General features: G+C 37.4%; 15 protein-coding genes. 8 read left to right on the top strand and 7 right to left on the bottom strand.

The window, feature by feature from the left end; all coding sequences use genetic code 11:
* Positions 1-86 precede the first annotated feature (86 nt).
* Positions 87-1,022: an SPFH domain-containing protein gene (locus WC623_RS03750; RefSeq protein ID WP_372848173.1), complete on the bottom strand. Its 936-nt coding sequence runs from the start codon at positions 1,020-1,022 to the stop codon at positions 87-89.
* Between the two features lie 140 nt (positions 1,023-1,162).
* Here WC623_RS03750 and WC623_RS03745 point away from each other — a divergent pair, with 140 nt between their 5' ends.
* Entirely contained in the window at positions 1,163-1,348 is a 186-nt protein-coding gene (locus tag WC623_RS03745; RefSeq protein ID WP_372848172.1) for a hypothetical protein, read from the top strand.
* Here WC623_RS03745 and WC623_RS03740 read toward each other — a convergent pair.
* Positions 1,345-2,406 carry a CapA family protein gene (locus WC623_RS03740; protein WP_372848171.1) on the bottom strand — a complete coding sequence of 354 codons (1,062 nt, stop codon included), beginning with the start codon at positions 2,404-2,406 and terminating at the stop codon, positions 1,345-1,347. The two genes, WC623_RS03745 and WC623_RS03740, sit on opposite strands and share 4 nt — an antisense overlap.
* A 118-nt stretch (positions 2,407-2,524) precedes the next feature.
* A complete protein-coding gene (locus WC623_RS03735; protein WP_372848170.1) occupies positions 2,525-3,079 on the bottom strand; it encodes a C40 family peptidase in 555 nt (184 codons plus the stop codon).
* A 395-nt stretch (positions 3,080-3,474) separates the two neighbouring features.
* Between WC623_RS03735 and pdhA the strand changes: the two genes are divergently transcribed.
* The 3 genes from pdhA (at position 3,475) to hisS (ending at position 7,618) form a co-directional block, all read left to right on the top strand.
* Positions 3,475-4,470, top strand: a complete 996-nt coding sequence (gene pdhA, locus WC623_RS03730) for a pyruvate dehydrogenase (acetyl-transferring) E1 component subunit alpha (RefSeq protein ID WP_372848169.1) — start codon at positions 3,475-3,477, stop codon at positions 4,468-4,470.
* A 30-nt stretch (positions 4,471-4,500) separates the two neighbouring features.
* Complete coding sequence (locus WC623_RS03725; protein WP_372848168.1) at positions 4,501-6,144, top strand: 2-oxo acid dehydrogenase subunit E2; 1,644 nt, start codon at positions 4,501-4,503, stop codon at positions 6,142-6,144.
* Positions 6,145-6,229: 85 nt separating this feature from the next.
* Positions 6,230-7,618 (top strand): histidine--tRNA ligase, encoded by a 1,389-nt coding sequence (gene hisS, locus WC623_RS03720; RefSeq protein WP_372848167.1) that lies wholly within the window; start codon positions 6,230-6,232, stop codon positions 7,616-7,618.
* Here the strand turns inward: hisS and WC623_RS03715 are convergent.
* Positions 7,615-8,085 carry a nuclear transport factor 2 family protein gene (locus WC623_RS03715; RefSeq protein WP_372848166.1) on the bottom strand — a complete coding sequence of 157 codons (471 nt, stop codon included), beginning with the start codon at positions 8,083-8,085 and terminating at the stop codon, positions 7,615-7,617. The genes hisS and WC623_RS03715 overlap by 4 nt on opposite strands.
* A gap of 294 nt (positions 8,086-8,379) precedes the next feature.
* Between WC623_RS03715 and WC623_RS03710 the strand changes: the two genes are divergently transcribed.
* The 3 genes from WC623_RS03710 (at position 8,380) to WC623_RS03700 (ending at position 12,429) form a co-directional block, all read left to right on the top strand.
* Positions 8,380-8,724 (top strand): hypothetical protein, encoded by a 345-nt coding sequence (locus WC623_RS03710; RefSeq protein ID WP_372848165.1) that lies wholly within the window; start codon positions 8,380-8,382, stop codon positions 8,722-8,724.
* A 103-nt stretch (positions 8,725-8,827) separates the two neighbouring features.
* A complete protein-coding gene (locus WC623_RS03705; protein WP_372848164.1) occupies positions 8,828-11,125 on the top strand; it encodes a TonB-dependent receptor in 2,298 nt (765 codons plus the stop codon).
* 311 nt (positions 11,126-11,436) lie between these two features.
* The gene (locus tag WC623_RS03700) at positions 11,437-12,429 is read left to right on the top strand and encodes an alpha/beta fold hydrolase (RefSeq protein ID WP_372848163.1); all 993 of its coding nucleotides are present in this window, start codon (positions 11,437-11,439) and stop codon (positions 12,427-12,429) included.
* Between the two features lies 1 nt (position 12,430).
* On the opposite strand, the gene WC623_RS03695 is transcribed toward WC623_RS03700, so the two are convergent.
* Complete coding sequence (locus WC623_RS03695) at positions 12,431-13,213, bottom strand: zinc-dependent peptidase (protein WP_372848162.1); 783 nt, start codon at positions 13,211-13,213, stop codon at positions 12,431-12,433.
* 3 nt (positions 13,214-13,216) lie between these two features.
* Positions 13,217-14,230 carry a Gfo/Idh/MocA family oxidoreductase gene (locus WC623_RS03690; RefSeq protein ID WP_372848161.1) on the bottom strand — a complete coding sequence of 338 codons (1,014 nt, stop codon included), beginning with the start codon at positions 14,228-14,230 and terminating at the stop codon, positions 13,217-13,219.
* An 81-nt stretch (positions 14,231-14,311) separates the two neighbouring features.
* On the opposite strand from WC623_RS03690, the gene WC623_RS03685 reads away from it, so the two are divergent.
* On the top strand, positions 14,312-14,659 hold the full coding sequence (locus WC623_RS03685; protein ID WP_372848160.1) for a hypothetical protein: 348 nt from the start codon (positions 14,312-14,314) through the stop codon (positions 14,657-14,659).
* 82 nt (positions 14,660-14,741) lie between these two features.
* Here the strand turns inward: WC623_RS03685 and WC623_RS03680 are convergent, their stop codons facing one another.
* Entirely contained in the window at positions 14,742-15,422 is a 681-nt protein-coding gene (locus WC623_RS03680) for an OmpA family protein (protein ID WP_372848159.1), read from the bottom strand.
* Positions 15,423-15,541: the final 119 nt, after the last annotated feature.

The raw sequence follows: 15,541 nt of genomic DNA, 5'->3' as shown, positions 1-15,541 counted from the left end.
CTGAATAAATTTAAGATAAAATAAGACATAAAAAGGACAGAATCATTATGATTCTGCCCTTTTTATGTCCAGTAACAATCAGTATATTATTGTTGTTTCTTGTTATCTGTAGTTTTTTGCATTTGCATAGCCATCATCTCTTTCATAGTTCTGTTCATGCCTTCAGTTGATCCATCAAGGAAGATCACATTGCCTTCACTGTTCTCAGCGAATTGTTTTATAGATTCTGTCCACATCGTAAATAGAATTACAGAAATGTCAAGGTCAGCAGCTTCCATCTCCTGTGCAGCTTTAGTCATACCATGAGCAACTTCAGCTCTAAATAAAGCAATACCCTGTCCACGTAGTTGTGCTGCTTCACGTTCTGCAGCTGCCGCAATTTTAATGGCATTACCATCAGCTTCTGCACCTTTAGTTTTAGTGATTAATAGAGCCTGACCTTCATTTTCGGCAGCAGCCTTTAAGTTATTTGAGGCTACAACACGACTCATCGACCTCATAATTTCCTCGTCAAAAGTAATGTCGTTTAACTGAAGATCCTGTAAGTGATAACCCCAGGATTCTAATACCTGGTCAATTTGATGTTTTACATGCTCTACAATTTCATTACGTTGTGCAAGTACATTCGCCTGTTTCTGAGTGGCTACATAGGCTCTAATTGAACCCTCTATGGTACGAATCAATGCCTGCATTAAGTTAGTCGAATCGACAAACTTAAAAGCAACATTTTTAATAGTTTCTTCGTCGTGGTTGATTACGGAATAAAGCAGCATCGCTTTAAAATATACATTTGCCTGATCTTGCGTAACCGCCTGGAAAGATAATTCTACAGATCTATTCTGAATCGAGATACGGGAATGAATGGTTTCTATCAGAGGGATTTTTAAACTTAACCCTGGGCTTAATAGTCTTCTGTATTTTCCGAAAATTGTAATAACCGCAATTGTTCCCTGCTTAACAGTAACGAATGAGCTGAGAAGAATTACCAGAAGTAGAAAAATAATGATGTACGTGCTATACATAATATGTGTTTATGATTTGAAATATATGAGCTTTAAGATACAAAGAATTCCTGGGCTATAGAAGATTTAATGTGCTTTGTATTGAATTAGTTATATGGGCACAGATATTGTAATAGCATAGCATATTAAAACTAATTGCTATGAATGTTAAACGTACTTTTGGGACTATACTAACTATTTTAGGTATCATAGGTCTTATTTATGCAGGTTACGGTTTTGTAAAGCATAGCCTGCAGAGCAGAGAGCTAATCGTAGCTGGGATTATTGGATTGATATTTTTTGTATCAGGGATTGGCCTGGTTAAAAATACTAAGGACGAGTCTTAATCTTTCAATTGGATCCGGCCTGTTTTAGAGAAATCAAAACGATGCCCAGGGAAATCTGTATTCGTTAATAGTTTAATTTTATAGAAAGCAGCGTTTTCGGGGTCTAATTGCAGGCGGTTAATCTTGTCCTGTTTCACAGAGATAATATCGGCAAAAAGGAAATCACCTTTACTGTTTATTTTAAGCTGAACCAGTGGGGCAATTCCATTTGGACCTTTCAGGCTAAACATACCGTAAGTATTGAAGTTGCCAAGACTATAAGCAATAAACTTGTTTTTATAGACTTCAACAGCCCTTGTTACATGTGGGCCGTGACCTAATACTACATCTGCCCCAGCATCAATTACTGCATGTGCAAAAGCATGAACATCGCCACGGTTCTCGCCATAAAAGATTTCCTTTCTTTTTGGAACGTGTTCATGTTTAGCTCCCTCAGCACCACCGTGAAAAGAAACAATGACAATATCTACCTGAGTCTTTAAACGGTTTACCAATTGTTTTGCGCTATCAATTTTATTAATAGAAACGGTGTTCTCATTTGGCGCAAATGCACAGAAAGCATATTTTATACTGTCCTTTTCAAAAATACTAAAAGGATGAGATTGCAGACCAGCATATACAATGTTCAATGAATCCAGAATAGTGACTGTTTTTTTTCTGCCTGCAAGTCCAAAATCACCAACATGATTATTCGCTATGCTCAAAACATTAAAACCTGCATTCTTAATGATGCCAGCATATCGCTCAGGCATTCGGAATGCAAAGCAGCTATTGCTATTTGGGTCTTTACATTTAGTAGATTTTCCATTGTTTAAGAAGCAGCCTTCCAGGTTTCCGAAAACAATATCACCCTTTAAAAAGGAGTCTACTTCTTTAAAGCTGTTTACCCCATCGTCAGGAGGAAGATTGGTCTTTTCTGGGTAGGCAGATCCGATCATGATATCGCCTACTGCTGTAATGGAAAGGGTATCTGGGATTTTAAATTTTAGAGTATCTGTTGGTATTTGCTGTTTAAATTGTATTGAATCACTAGCTGTATTATTTGTACAGCTAAGCATAACAAAGATGCTTGTGGTAATTAAAAGGGCTGTGATTGGGGATTTCATTTTGCGATAGAGATAAAAAAAGTCCTTCTAAATTTAGAAGGACTAGTATTGTTAAAGGTTTTTATGGAAACTATTCCTGAATAAGGTCTTCCTTAACGCCGTCTAAAATACGGCCGCCTTTATAAAAATATCTTGAGTAATAAGGTTCATTTAAATTGCTGATCACTACCCCGCGGCTTGATGATGCATGAGCAAAGCGATTATCTCCAAGATAAATACCAATATGCGTGATGCTTCTGCTTTTTATTTTAAAGAATACCAGATCACCTTCTTTTAACTCATCTTTAGGTAAAGGGTCAACCATACTAAAAATATCACGTGAATTACGTAATATGGTAGTGTTGAAAACTTTATCATAAATTGCTTTTGTGAAGGCTGAACAGTCAATTCCCTTTTGTGTATTTCCACCAAATCTGTAAGGGGTACCAATCCATTCGTAAATGAATTTATACAATTTTACATTCGATGTAGCGTCTACGGCAACACCCATAACTTGTGAGAAGTATTGTGAAGCTAAATTATCAGGATCTGCTAATTTATTGGTTTCTTTTGTTTTTGTCTGTGCGTTGACTGCTGTAAGGCTGCAAAGACCGATTAAAGTAGAAAACAAAAACTTTTTTATCATGTTATACTGTTAAGTTTGGGTATTGAACACTTACACTTAAACGTACACCACTATGGGCTTATTGTTTGGATGGCAAACATATACATTTTACAAATGTTATCCAAATGTCAATACATTTATATTGAAAGTTATTAACATTTTAACAAACGACAGCTAAAATGTTGTGCCATATAACTTTCTGTTAGTAGCGTCTTAGCTGCAACATATGATTGCGTTCTTGATGATCTGTTTGCTTTTAATTTGTTAACTTAGGGATATGTGCTAATATTGACCCTGTTAGCACATATATTTACAATGTGAATTTATGTAACCATAGTGTGCATTTTACATCAATTACTTCTATATATTGCAATAAAAAAGTAGATTTGCTCTCGTAAAAAAATCAACACCCCAAAATGAGTGCAGTAGAAATAAATAAAGATACCTATTTGAAGTGGTTTGAGTCGATGTTGCTAATGCGCAAGTTCGAAGAGAAAACCGGTCAACTTTACGGACAACAAAAAATTCGTGGATTTTGTCATTTATATATCGGTCAGGAAGCGGTGGTAGCAGGTGCTATTTCTGCTATGCAGCAAGGAGATTCTATGATTACTACTTATCGTGATCATGCTCATGCACTGGCTTTGGGTGTAAGTGCAGACAGCATCATGGCCGAGATGTATGGCAAGGTGACTGGTTGTTCAAAAGGAAAAGGTGGTTCAATGCACATATTTAGCAAGGAACACCATTTCTATGGTGGACATGGTATTGTTGGTGGACAGATTCCATTGGGAGCGGGTATTGCATTTGCTGAAAAATATAAAGGCACAAGTAATGTTAATATTTGTTACATGGGTGATGGAGCGGTCCGTCAGGGTGCTTTAAATGAGGCGTTTAATATGGCTATGCTTTGGAAACTTCCTGTAGTATTCGTTTGTGAGAATAACTTTTACGCAATGGGAACCTCTGTAGAGCGTACCACTAACATGACTGATATTTACAAAATAGGTCTAGGGTTTGATATGCCATGTGCTCCGGTTGACGGTATGGATCCAGTTGCTGTTCACAATGCAATGGACGAAGCGATTCAACGTGCAAGATCAGGTGAAGGTCCAACTTTCCTTGAAATGAGGACATACAGATATCGTGGGCATTCAATGTCTGACCCAGCTAAATATCGTACAAAAGACGAATTAGAAGAATATAAAGCTCAAGATCCAATTGAGGCAGTAAGAGAAGTTGTTTTGAAAGAGAAATATGCAGATCAGGCCTGGATTGAAGAAATTGAAGCTAAAGTTAAGGATATTGTTGATCAAGCTGTGAAATTTGCTGAAGAGTCTCCATTCCCTGATGCATCAGAACTATTCAATGATGTGTATGTGCAACAGGATTATCCATACGTAAAAGATTAATTAAGAACGCATTTCAATAGATATTATAGAATGGCTGAAATAGTTAGAATGCCCAAAATGAGCGACACCATGACTGAAGGTGTGATGGCTAAGTGGCATAAGAAAGTTGGCGATAAAGTTAAAAGTGGCGATGTAATGGCCGAAGTGGAAACCGATAAGGCAACCATGGATTTAGAGTCATATTGGGATGGTACCATATTGTACATTGGTGTAGAAGAAGGTAAAGCTGTTCCCGTTGATGCTATTATTGCTGTTGTAGGTAAGGAGGGTGAAGACTATAAGGCTGCTTTAGCTGCTGAAGAAGGTGCTGCATCAACTCCTGCTAAAGAAGAAAAAGCTGCTGAATCAGTAGAAAAACCTGCAGAAAGTAAAACTGAAACTACTGGCGCTGCTTTATCAGAAGCAGACCTGGAGAAAATGGGTGTTACAGTAGTACGTATGCCTTTACTAAGTGATACAATGACTGAAGGCGTAATTGCTGAATGGCATAAGAAAGTTGGTGATAAAGTTAAAGATGATGATATCCTTGCTGATGTAGAAACCGATAAGGCTACTATGGAAGTAATGGGCTATGCTGCTGGTACTTTATTACATATAGGTGTAGAAAAAGGTCAGGCTGCGAAAGTTAATGGTATTATCGCCATTGTTGGGCCTGAAGGAACTGATATCAGTGGTATTCTTGCTCAGGGTGATGCTCCGGCTAAACCTGCTGCAGATAAAAGTGCTGATGCTCCTGTAGCTGAAAAAGCTGCTGAAGCTAAAGAAGAAGCTCCTGTGTCGTCTGGTAGTGGTGATCGCGTAAAAGCATCTCCATTGGCAAAAAGAATTGCGAAGGATAAAGGGATTGACCTTGCACAAGTTGCTGGTAGCGCAGATGGTGGTCGTATCATTAAAAAAGATATCGAGAACTTTAAACCTGCCGCTGCTACTGCTCCAGCTGCTGTCGCTCCGGCTCAAGGCGCTGCACCTGTTATTCCTCAATACGTAGGTGAAGAAAGGTTTACTGAGAAACCAGTATCGCAAATGCGTAAGGTGATCGCTAAGCGTTTAGCAGAAAGCTTGTTTACAGCTCCACATTTCTACTTAAATATTAGTATTGATATGGACAATGCAATGACTGCACGTACAGCTATCAATTCAGTATCACCAGTAAAAGTTTCATTCAACGATATCATCATTAAAGCTGTTGCTGTTGCTTTAAAACAACATCCAGCAGTTAACTCTTCGTGGTTAGGTGATAAGATCCGTTTTAATGAGCATACAAATATCGGTGTAGCAATGGCTGTAGAAGACGGTTTATTGGTTCCTGTGGTTCGTTTTGCTGATGGTAAATCGTTATCTCATATCTCAGCAGAGGTTAAAGAATACGGACAGAAAGCAAAAGCTAAAAAATTACAACCCTCAGATTGGGAAGGTTCTACTTTTACAGTTTCTAACCTGGGTATGTTCGGTATTGATGAGTTTACCTCAATCATTAACTCTCCTGATGGGGCGATTTTATCAGTTGGTGCAATACAACAAATTCCGGTTGTTAAAAACGGAGCAGTTGTACCAGGTAATGTAATGAAGTTAAGCCTTGGCTGTGATCACCGTGTGGTTGATGGCGCTACAGGTGCTGCTTTCTTGCAGACATTAAAAGGATTGCTTGAAGAACCAATTAGACTATTGGTTTAATCAAAATACATTAAATGTTTAAAAGGTTGTCTGTGTAAAGCAGACAGCCTTTTTTTATGCGCCTTAGTTTTGTACTTTTGCGCTTATGTCAAATATCAAACCCTCTTTAGCAAAAGGAACCAGAGATTTCTCCCCTCAGGAGATGGTAAAACGTAACTTTATTTTTGATACTGTTAAAACGGTTTTCCGTAAATATGGTTATGCCGAAATACAAACTCCATCTATGGAAAACCTTTCCACACTAACAGGGAAGTATGGTGATGAGGGTGATAAATTGATATTTAAGATCTTGAATAGTGGCGATTATCTGTCTAAGGTAAAACCGGACTTGTTGGCACAAGCCAATTCAAACTCCATAATTTCATCTATTAGTGAGAAAGCTTTAAGATATGATTTGACAGTGCCTTTTGCACGTTATGTAGTGATGCACCAGAACGACATTAGTCTTCCTTTTAAACGTTTCCAGGTGCAACCGGTTTGGCGTGCCGATAGACCTCAAAAGGGGCGTTACAGGGAGTTTTATCAGTGTGATGTGGATGTAGTAGGTTCTGATAGTTTACTTAACGAGGCTGAGTTTATCTTAATTTATCAGGAGGCTTTAAGCAACCTGGGTTTAAAAGATTTTACTATCAAAATTAATAACCGTAAAATATTATCAGGGATTGCGGAAGTAATTGGTAAACCGGAACTGATTATCGACATGACAGTAGCCATTGATAAACTTGATAAAATTGGATTGGATGGAGTAACCAAAGAATTGATTGAGCGTGGATTTACTCCTGAAGATATCGAGAAGTTAAAACCTGTCATTTTGCTGGAGGGCTCTAATGAACAAAAATTAGCTAGTTTAAAAACTGTATTGGCTACTTCTGCAACTGGTTTAACTGGTATATCAGAAATTGAAGCGGTATTCGAATATGTAAAAGCACTAATTAAAGCAGAGGCTTCACTTAAGCCTGATGTAGAACTTGATATTACGCTTGCACGTGGATTAAACTATTATACAGGTTGTATTTTTGAAGTAAAGACAAATGAGGCTGCCATGGGAAGTATTGGAGGTGGTGGCAGATATGATGACCTAACAGGGATGTTTGGTTTAAAAGGATTAACAGGGGTAGGTGTTTCTTTTGGTGCTGACAGAATTTATGACGTGTTGCAGGAATTGAATCTTTTTCCTGATTCTGTTGCTGCAGGTACTAAGGTTCTGATCAGTAATTTTGATAAGGAGGCCGAATTGTACGCGCTGCCGATCTTACAAGCTTTGCGTAGCGCCAATGTTTCTGCCGAGCTGTATCCGTCCTCAGCGAAACTTAAAAAGCAAATGAGCTATGCAGACGACAAGCATATTCCATTTGTAATATTAATTGGAAGTGATGAGATGCAAACTGGGCAGCTTACTTTGAAGAACATGCATAGTGGAGAACAACAAAAGTTATCAGTCGATGAAATTGTGATACTTTTGAAAACTGATTAAGCAGCTTTATCCATATACCTTTGTAGATTTTTTTTAGCGGTGGACCTGATCTTGTTTTTAAGAAAGCTGGTCCAGCCTAATAGTATTCCTGTCAGGCCAAGAGCCTGACTTGCCCATAGGTAGAAACTGAAGTGATCTGTATGTTTTATTATTTTTCCATTTTCAATCAGGAATGATGCATTTATATGGTTATGCACTTTTTTGCCTGTGGCAGAAAAAGTATACCATGCATCCCATACCGCTGTTGCACCATTTTGAGTTCCTTTAATATCCTTGAACTCGAGGCGCATATCTTTCCCGTTCATTATTAGCATCGCCCACATAGACTTTACCTCATCAGCATTCAAATTAGTAAATACGGGGTCGTTAAAACTAGCATTCGAAGCATAGAGGTCTTGCATCGCCTTTACATTTTTATCCTGAAAACTGGTGTAGAAATGATGAATCAATTGTTCGTTGCTATTCATAATCTTGCCCTTTTTACTAAATCTACTAAATTGATAGCGATTTACTATTTAATAGTTTGTTTGTAAAATATTATTTACAAATGACAAAAAAAGATTTTGGAGATGAAACCTTTTGCCATTTTTACTGTCATAATATTAGTTTTTAGTTTTAGGTAAATAAGGGGAGCAATTGTGGCGGTTGCTCTTCTTTTTTTATGAAAAGGTTTAGCATATTTTCTTTCTCGTGGTCATTTAAAGGCAATCTTGTAAATCAATTAAATCTACTTTTACAGATTTAATTAGCTTTGTAGGGAATTGGAGAAAAGGAGATTATATATAAATCATATCATTTCGGGTTTGTTGCTTTGGGTATTTGCCATAGCACTTACTCCTTTTGGGGCATTTCACCATCATGATCATCATGTTCATGAACATACTTGTTCATCAAATAGCACGAACTGCGGACATAAGCTGCATGTTACTACACAAACAGATCATTGTTTAATCTGTGAAGCCCATTTTGAAAAAAACTACACTACTTCAAAAGCTCATTTTCAGGTCTATCTGTTTAGTAAACCAGTTCAAAAGTTTTATGGTGAAGTAAGTAATTCCTACACCAGGCTCATCAACCTTGCGCTTCGCGGTCCTCCTTTTGTTTAAATTTCATACAAGGTTACAACATCCTTATTAGTTCTTAATTATCATTAAGACGGCTCCATATATACCTATGGGCTGGTCATGTCATTTAAACATTTTTTTTCAAATGAAAAGAGTACATCTTTTATACATAACATTGTGTCTGTTTTTTCCATTTCTGAGTTCAGCATCTAGTCTTGCTGAGGTACGTGGAAAAGTGATAGATGCATCCACACATAATCCATTAAGCGGGGCGACCATTTACATTACTGATTTAAAAGCTTATACTACTACCAATAACCAAGGTGAATTTATTCTTAGAAATATTCCTTCAAAAGGAAAATTTCTGCTCGAAGTACGTTTTGTTGGTTATAAAACCCATTCCGAGGCGATTGATTTGTCTGGACAAAGCAACCTGACTATTTCTTTGTATCCCTCTATAATTGAGAGTGCCGAAGTTGTAATTACAGGTTCACCATTTAGTTCAAAAAATAAAACGAACAGCTTATCTGTTGTTACTATAGCTAAAACAAACTTATTACAGTCTGGAGGTTCAAATTTGGTTGATGCTATTTCGAAAGTACCAGGGGTGTCACAAGTAAGTACCGGAGGTGCAATTTCTAAACCTATTATTAGAGGGTTAGGGTACAATAGGGTCTTAACAATGGTAGATGGTGCGAGAGAAGAATCTCAGCAGTGGGGCGATGAGCATGGGATAGAAGTAGATCAATTTGCGGCTGCAAGGGTAGAAATATTAAAGGGCCCGGCAAGTTTACTTTATGGATCCGATGCTCTTGGTGGGGTGATCAATGTGATTGACGATCTTGTTCCTGCTCCAGGAGTACACAATGGGACATTTAATTCAACATATAGCACTAATAACGGCCTTGCCGCTTCTTCCTTAATGTTACAAGGGAATGATGATGGATTTGTGTATCGTGGTCGTGCATCTTATAAAAATGCTTATGGATTTGGTTATAAAAATACTACAGTGCCAAATTCTGGATTTAATGAACTTAATTTTAATGGCATGATCGGTTTAAATAAAAGCTGGGGTTATTCCCATCTTACCTTCTCGCGTTTCCATACCAATGTTGGTTTGGTTGAAGAGGGACCAGATCAAAATGGGAATTACCTGAATGAGGATGGCGATGTGATTACCCAGTCTGAAGCTAGAGAAAGGAAGCTCAACCTTCCATATCAGGATATTACACATTATCGCACGGCATTAAATAGTAACTTCATTTTGGGTCAAGGACAATTGAAAACGGTATTTGCTTATCAAAGTAACATCAGGAAAGAGTTTGAAGAAAGTCTGCAGGAACCAGGTTTAGATTTGAACCTTAAATCCTATACTTATGATGTAAAATATAACTTTCCTAACTTGGGGCAATGGCAGCCAGCAATAGGTGTTCAGGGCATGTACCAGAACAATATTAATAGAGGGGATGAGTTCTTGATCCCTGATTATACTAGTAATAATATTGGTGCTTTTGCTTATTTGAAACGTAGCTTTACTAAAGGAGCAATTAATGCGGGTTTGCGTTACGATTACAAAAAGATGAATGGCGAAGCTTTAAACTTTGAGGGAGAGGAGATTTTTACAGGCTTTGACAATAAATTTTCTAACCTATCTGGATCGATGGGCTTTGCTTTTGAAATTGCGAAGGAACTGGTGATAAAGGGGAATATTGGTTCCGGTTTTAGAGCACCAAATATTGCCGAATTAGCTTCAAATGGTCGCCATGAAGGCACGTTCCGTTACGAAATTGGAAATAGTAATCTAAAGCAGGAAACCAGCATGCAGTTTGATCTAGGGCTAGAGTACACAGGTGAAAACATAAGTTTCGGCCTAAATGCTTATGCCAATCGGATCTTTAATTACATTTATGCAGGTAATTTTAATGGAGAAACGAAACCCTTTGAAAATGAAGATGGGAGTATTGATGTCTTACCCATTTACAGATATGTACAAACCAATGCTGATCTGCTGGGTGGTGAAGCATCGGTAGATTTTCACTTGATAAAATCCCTGCACTTCGAAAACTCATTCTCTTACACCAAAGGAATCAATCGTGCTACAGACCAGCCTCTGCCTTTTATTCCTGCGGCAAGCATCAATAATGAGGTCCGTTTCGAGCCAAGTATTAAAGGGTTGGAAGATAGCTACATTAAGGTTGGCGTAACAAATACCTTTAAACAGGCTAGATTTGATAATTTTGAAACACAAACAAATGGTTATACGCTATTAGATGCTGGTATTGGAACAAGTATTGCAACTAAGAAAGGATCATTTAATATTTGGGTAACGGGCCAAAATCTATTAAATAAAGTATACTATAATCATCTAAGCAGATATAAGCCTGTGGGGATTTATAATCCGGGACGCAATATTACATTCGGTATTGCTGTTCCATTTTTATAGGATTTTTATCCAAGAATTGGCCCTTGTTCTGATATTGAATAGTGATTGAATTATACTATATCTGAACAGGGTGCAAACAGGGTCTAAACAGGGTGATAACAGGGTCATTTATCTAATTGTTACACTGTTTAGACCTTCTTATATATACGTCTTTTCCAAACTGTTTACATCTCTTTTCAAATTTCATTTTATTCTCGGTTTCTTATTTTTTACACGCTTTAATTGTAATCTTTGGTTTAAATTACTCTCTAAAAATAAATTATGTGTAAGTTTAGATCTTTCAAAAATCATCATTGATTTAAAAACTACCTATGTTTATTAAAAGAATAACCTTTGCTCTATTTGTAATTTGTACTTCTACTTTAACGGTATTAGCACAAAAAACAGATACCTTATCTATAACATTAGAGAATGTTGCTTATGCTTATCCGGTAAAATACTTCCCGATTTCTATTGAGGGGCAGGATGTACGGATGGCTTATATGGATGTTGCACCTACTCAATTGTCTAATGGCAGAACAGTAATGCTCTTTCACGGTAAAAATTTTGCAGGCTATTACTGGTCAGGTGTGATAAAGTCTTTAACTTCAAGAGGGTTCAGAGTAATTGTACCAGATCAGATTGGTTTTGGAAAGTCATCTAAACCTTTTATACATTATAGCTTTCACCAGATGGCAGCATGGAATAAAGCACTGCTTGATGCTTTAGGTATTCAGAAAGCCAGTGTATTGGGCCATTCAATGGGAGGGATGTTGGCTACAAGATTTGCATTAATGTATCCGGAGCAGACGGAAAAACTATTACTTGAAAATCCTATAGGATTGGAAGATTATCGCAAATTTGTGCCTTATGTTTCTACCGATCAGCAGTATTCAAACGAATTGAAAGCTACAGCCGAAAGTGTTAGAAAGTATTACCAGAGCTCTTATTTTACGGTATGGAAGCCCGAGTATGAGGAGTTGGTTCGTATTGCTGCTGGTGTTACCAATAGTGCCGATTTTCCAAGAGCAGCTAAGGTTGCAGCGATGACTTATACCATGATATATGAGCAGCCAGTTGTCTATGAATTTATCAATGTAAGGGTGCCAACTGTTTTGTTTATTGGAAAGGAAGATAAAACAATTGTAGGGAAAGGTTTTTTAAGCCCTGATCAGCAAGCCTTATATGGTCAATACAGGTTTTTAGGGAAGCAAACTGCTACTAAAATTCCAGGGGCTAAAATTATTGAATTTGATGGGTGTGGACACATTCCGCATATTGAAATCCCAGCAGAGTTCGGTGTTGCTCTTTTAGGTAGTTTATAAGCTAATTATTTGCCCGATCTTGTAAAAAGGTTTGTGACAGGATCTTATACAACTCTGGATGCTTTGCTTTTAGTTGTGTTGGTTTTTCGAAAAAATATTCAGATACTACGGCAAAAAACTCAGCTTCATTGGTAATTGCGTAAGGATTAATATCTGATTTACCTTTTTCTATATTCTGCATTTCCTGATGAATCATTTTTACCCAGGGTATGGTGTATTCATGTTTCATTAGATAATCCGGGATTCCGTCTATTGCACCGTCTGATTTATCAAGCAAATGAACAAATTCATGGATTGCTGTATTTTCTTTATCAGTGACATTAGAAAATCCGTGGAACAGTGCGGCACGTGATAAGATCATTTGTCCGTTCATATAGCCCTCACCAACCATTCCCAAAATACTTCTTTCGGCACCCTCAAATTGAAAATCTTTGTTAAAAGTGTCGGGGTATAGGAGTACAGTTGATAGATTTTTATACTTCCAATCATCAAAGCCAAACACTGGTATAATAGCACTGGAAGCAATTAACATTCTATCTATAGGTTCAATTATTGTACCTACTCCTTCAATACGTATGTATGATAAAAAAGCAACTATCCTGTGTTCAAATTTTTGTTTATCAGCAGCATTCAGCTGCTGATAATATTGAACATGATTAATTAGCAGGTCGTGTTCCTGGTCGCTGAGTGAAATTATCGCAGCTATTTTTGACGTACGTGCTCGTAAAATAGTATAAACTATAATTATAAATATTGGAATGAGTAAAATAAGAGTAGTTGGCATTGGCTATGCTTCAAGAATCTCTAATTGCGTTATGATCTGATCCTCTGTAACCGGATAAGGGACATCATTTACGATAGCCTGATAAACAGCTTCAAACAATCCAATATAATTGCCATCCTCAGAGTCTACATAGCTCACCTGAGGATTTCCTTGATCATCTATAATGGTTAAACGGCCTTTACTTTCAGCAGGCTCTATTCCATAAACTGGATTACTAAGTTTCATTCCTTTTAGTAGTTGTTCCTCCTGGACATCGGATCTGCCTTTAACAAAAGAACCAGCTGAACCGTGTAGTACAAATGCTTTTTGTGGATCGGCTACCAATAAACTTGAAGTTAGGAAAATATTAAGATCGTTTGGATATGCCAGGTGTATCATGAAATAATCGTCAACTTTAGTATTTTCTCTATGTTTCCCAAGTACTTTATAAAAAGAGGATGGCTTACCAAACAGACTGATTGCCTGATCTAGCAAGTGAGGTCCAAGGTCATACAATAGACCACTCGCCGGATTTGGTTCTTCTTTAAAGGTTTTAGGACCAATGGCTTTCCTATAGCGGTCGTATCTGTAATGTACTTCATTGATTTGGCCCAATTGTCCACTTTCAACAACTTTTTGAATAGAGGTACAATCACTATCCCATCTTCTGTTGTGGTAAATAAAGATCTTTTTCCCCACACTTCTTGCCAGATCAAATAGTTCTTTTGCTTCTGCTGAGGTTGGTGTAAATGGTTTTTCGACCAATACATGTTTTCCGGCCTGGAGGCATCTGCGAGTATAATCAACATGAGTAAAGTTTGGTGTATTCACGATCACGAGTTCTATTTCCGGATCTGAAATCAGCTCATCAAAATTATCATAGCTTTTTACACCTGGATATTCTTGTACTGCATTTTTCTGATTACGTTCTAATACTGAGTGAAATTTGAATCCGGGGTGTGCATCAATAAATGGTGCATGAAACACTTTTCCCGACATACCAAAGGCCAATAAGCCTGTTACGATTGCTTTCTCCATAGCTCTAAAATTAGCAATAAGGTTTCAATTCTCATTCATTTATTATCACAAAGCTGGGCTTCGAAATTGTATCTTTGTACCATGAAGCCTGCAGAAACACATGCAAAATGGAAAGTTTTGCAACAAAAGATAGCACAGGAGTTTGACTCTGATATTCCTGACTTGAAGGTCGTACTGTTTTTAATAGGTGTTCAGGAACTTGGTAAAGGACCTGGCAAATACAGTAAGCGTCAAAAGGAAGAGCTAATGCATATTGCTACCTGTCGCTTGTTAAGCGAAATGGGATTCTATGAACTTGAAGGCTTAGATCAGGATGGTTGGCCCCATTGGACACTAGTAAAACCTGTTCCCTCTTTTGCAATGATGGAACAAGAGCTATTGTTAAAATCACTTGCCATTCATTATTTCGAAGATATCTACGGTTCATAGATCGACAAATTGAAAATGTAAAAAGCCCGTGTACTTAGTACAACGGGCTTTTACTTTTATAGGTAGATGTAAATAGACTAAATTATTTTCCTTGAGTTTTAGCTTCCTTTTTCAATTGATCATTGGCAACGATAACTACCTCAACTCTACGGTTTGCAGCTCTTCCTGCTTCTGTTGAATTATCTTCGATTGGCTCAGAAAAACCTTTTCCTAAAGTGATCAGACGAGATGCTGGTACACCTTGAGAAACTGCATATGCTTTAACAGCTGCGGCTCTTCTTTCTGAAAGTCCCATGTTGTAAGACTCAGTACCTTTATTGTCTGTATGGCCAATTACTTTAATATCTGTTCCTGGATATTGGTTAATTGAACTTGCTAATGATTTAACGTTTGTTTTTGCTTGAGCAGTTAAATCAGCCTTATCAAATCCAAATAGAATACCACTATCAAATTTAACAATGATACCTTCTCCCTCACGGATTACTTCTGCATTAGGAATAGCATTTTGTATTTCTGCAGCCTGTTTATCCATCCTTTTACCGATAAAACCACCAGCAGTACCACCTACAGCGGCACCTATGATAGCGCCAACAGCAGTATTACCAGCTTTTTTGCCAATAATTGCACCGATGACACCACCAGTAGCAGCACCAATACCTGCTCCTTTTTGTGTTTTTGTTAAACTATCGCAACCTTGAAATGCCATCGCACCAAGAGATAATGCTATACTAAATGTTGCTATTTTAAATTTTGAAGTCATCATAATTGTATTCATTTGTTATAAATTCGATTAGTCAAACCTAATGCCAAGATTTTTTGCTTAAGTATAAAAAGCTGTTCATTGGGAAATATGATGTACGAAATCCTCCAAACAATGATGAA

Origin of the sequence: Pedobacter sp., from assembly GCF_041645105.1 — a bacterium.
GTDB lineage: Bacteria > Bacteroidota > Bacteroidia > Sphingobacteriales > Sphingobacteriaceae > Pedobacter.
Note: the sequence above shows the minus strand (reverse complement) of the source record. Positions and strands in the feature narration are given on the sequence as shown.

What these genes read in the sequence shown, in the direction of transcription:
- WC623_RS03745 (WP_372848172.1), top strand. Translation starts at nt 1,163, where the DNA reads ATGAATGTTAAACGTACTTTTGGGACTATACTAACTATTTTAGGTATC.
- WC623_RS03705 (WP_372848164.1), top strand. Translation starts at nt 8,828, where the DNA reads ATGAAAAGAGTACATCTTTTATACATAACATTGTGTCTGTTTTTTCCA.
- pdhA (WP_372848169.1), top strand. Translation starts at nt 3,475, where the DNA reads ATGAGTGCAGTAGAAATAAATAAAGATACCTATTTGAAGTGGTTTGAG.
- WC623_RS03740 (WP_372848171.1), bottom strand. Translation starts at nt 2,406, where the DNA reads ATGCTTAGCTGTACAAATAATACAGCTAGTGATTCAATACAATTTAAA.
- WC623_RS03700 (WP_372848163.1), top strand. Translation starts at nt 11,437, where the DNA reads ATGTTTATTAAAAGAATAACCTTTGCTCTATTTGTAATTTGTACTTCT.
- WC623_RS03715 (WP_372848166.1), bottom strand. Translation starts at nt 8,085, where the DNA reads ATGAATAGCAACGAACAATTGATTCATCATTTCTACACCAGTTTTCAG.
- hisS (WP_372848167.1), top strand. Translation starts at nt 6,230, where the DNA reads ATGTCAAATATCAAACCCTCTTTAGCAAAAGGAACCAGAGATTTCTCC.
- WC623_RS03685 (WP_372848160.1), top strand. Translation starts at nt 14,312, where the DNA reads ATGAAGCCTGCAGAAACACATGCAAAATGGAAAGTTTTGCAACAAAAG.
- WC623_RS03680 (WP_372848159.1), bottom strand. Translation starts at nt 15,422, where the DNA reads ATGATGACTTCAAAATTTAAAATAGCAACATTTAGTATAGCATTATCT.
- WC623_RS03725 (WP_372848168.1), top strand. Translation starts at nt 4,501, where the DNA reads ATGGCTGAAATAGTTAGAATGCCCAAAATGAGCGACACCATGACTGAA.
- WC623_RS03695 (WP_372848162.1), bottom strand. Translation starts at nt 13,213, where the DNA reads ATGCCAACTACTCTTATTTTACTCATTCCAATATTTATAATTATAGTT.
- WC623_RS03735 (WP_372848170.1), bottom strand. Translation starts at nt 3,079, where the DNA reads ATGATAAAAAAGTTTTTGTTTTCTACTTTAATCGGTCTTTGCAGCCTT.
- WC623_RS03750 (WP_372848173.1), bottom strand. Translation starts at nt 1,022, where the DNA reads ATGTATAGCACGTACATCATTATTTTTCTACTTCTGGTAATTCTTCTC.
- WC623_RS03690 (WP_372848161.1), bottom strand. Translation starts at nt 14,230, where the DNA reads ATGGAGAAAGCAATCGTAACAGGCTTATTGGCCTTTGGTATGTCGGGA.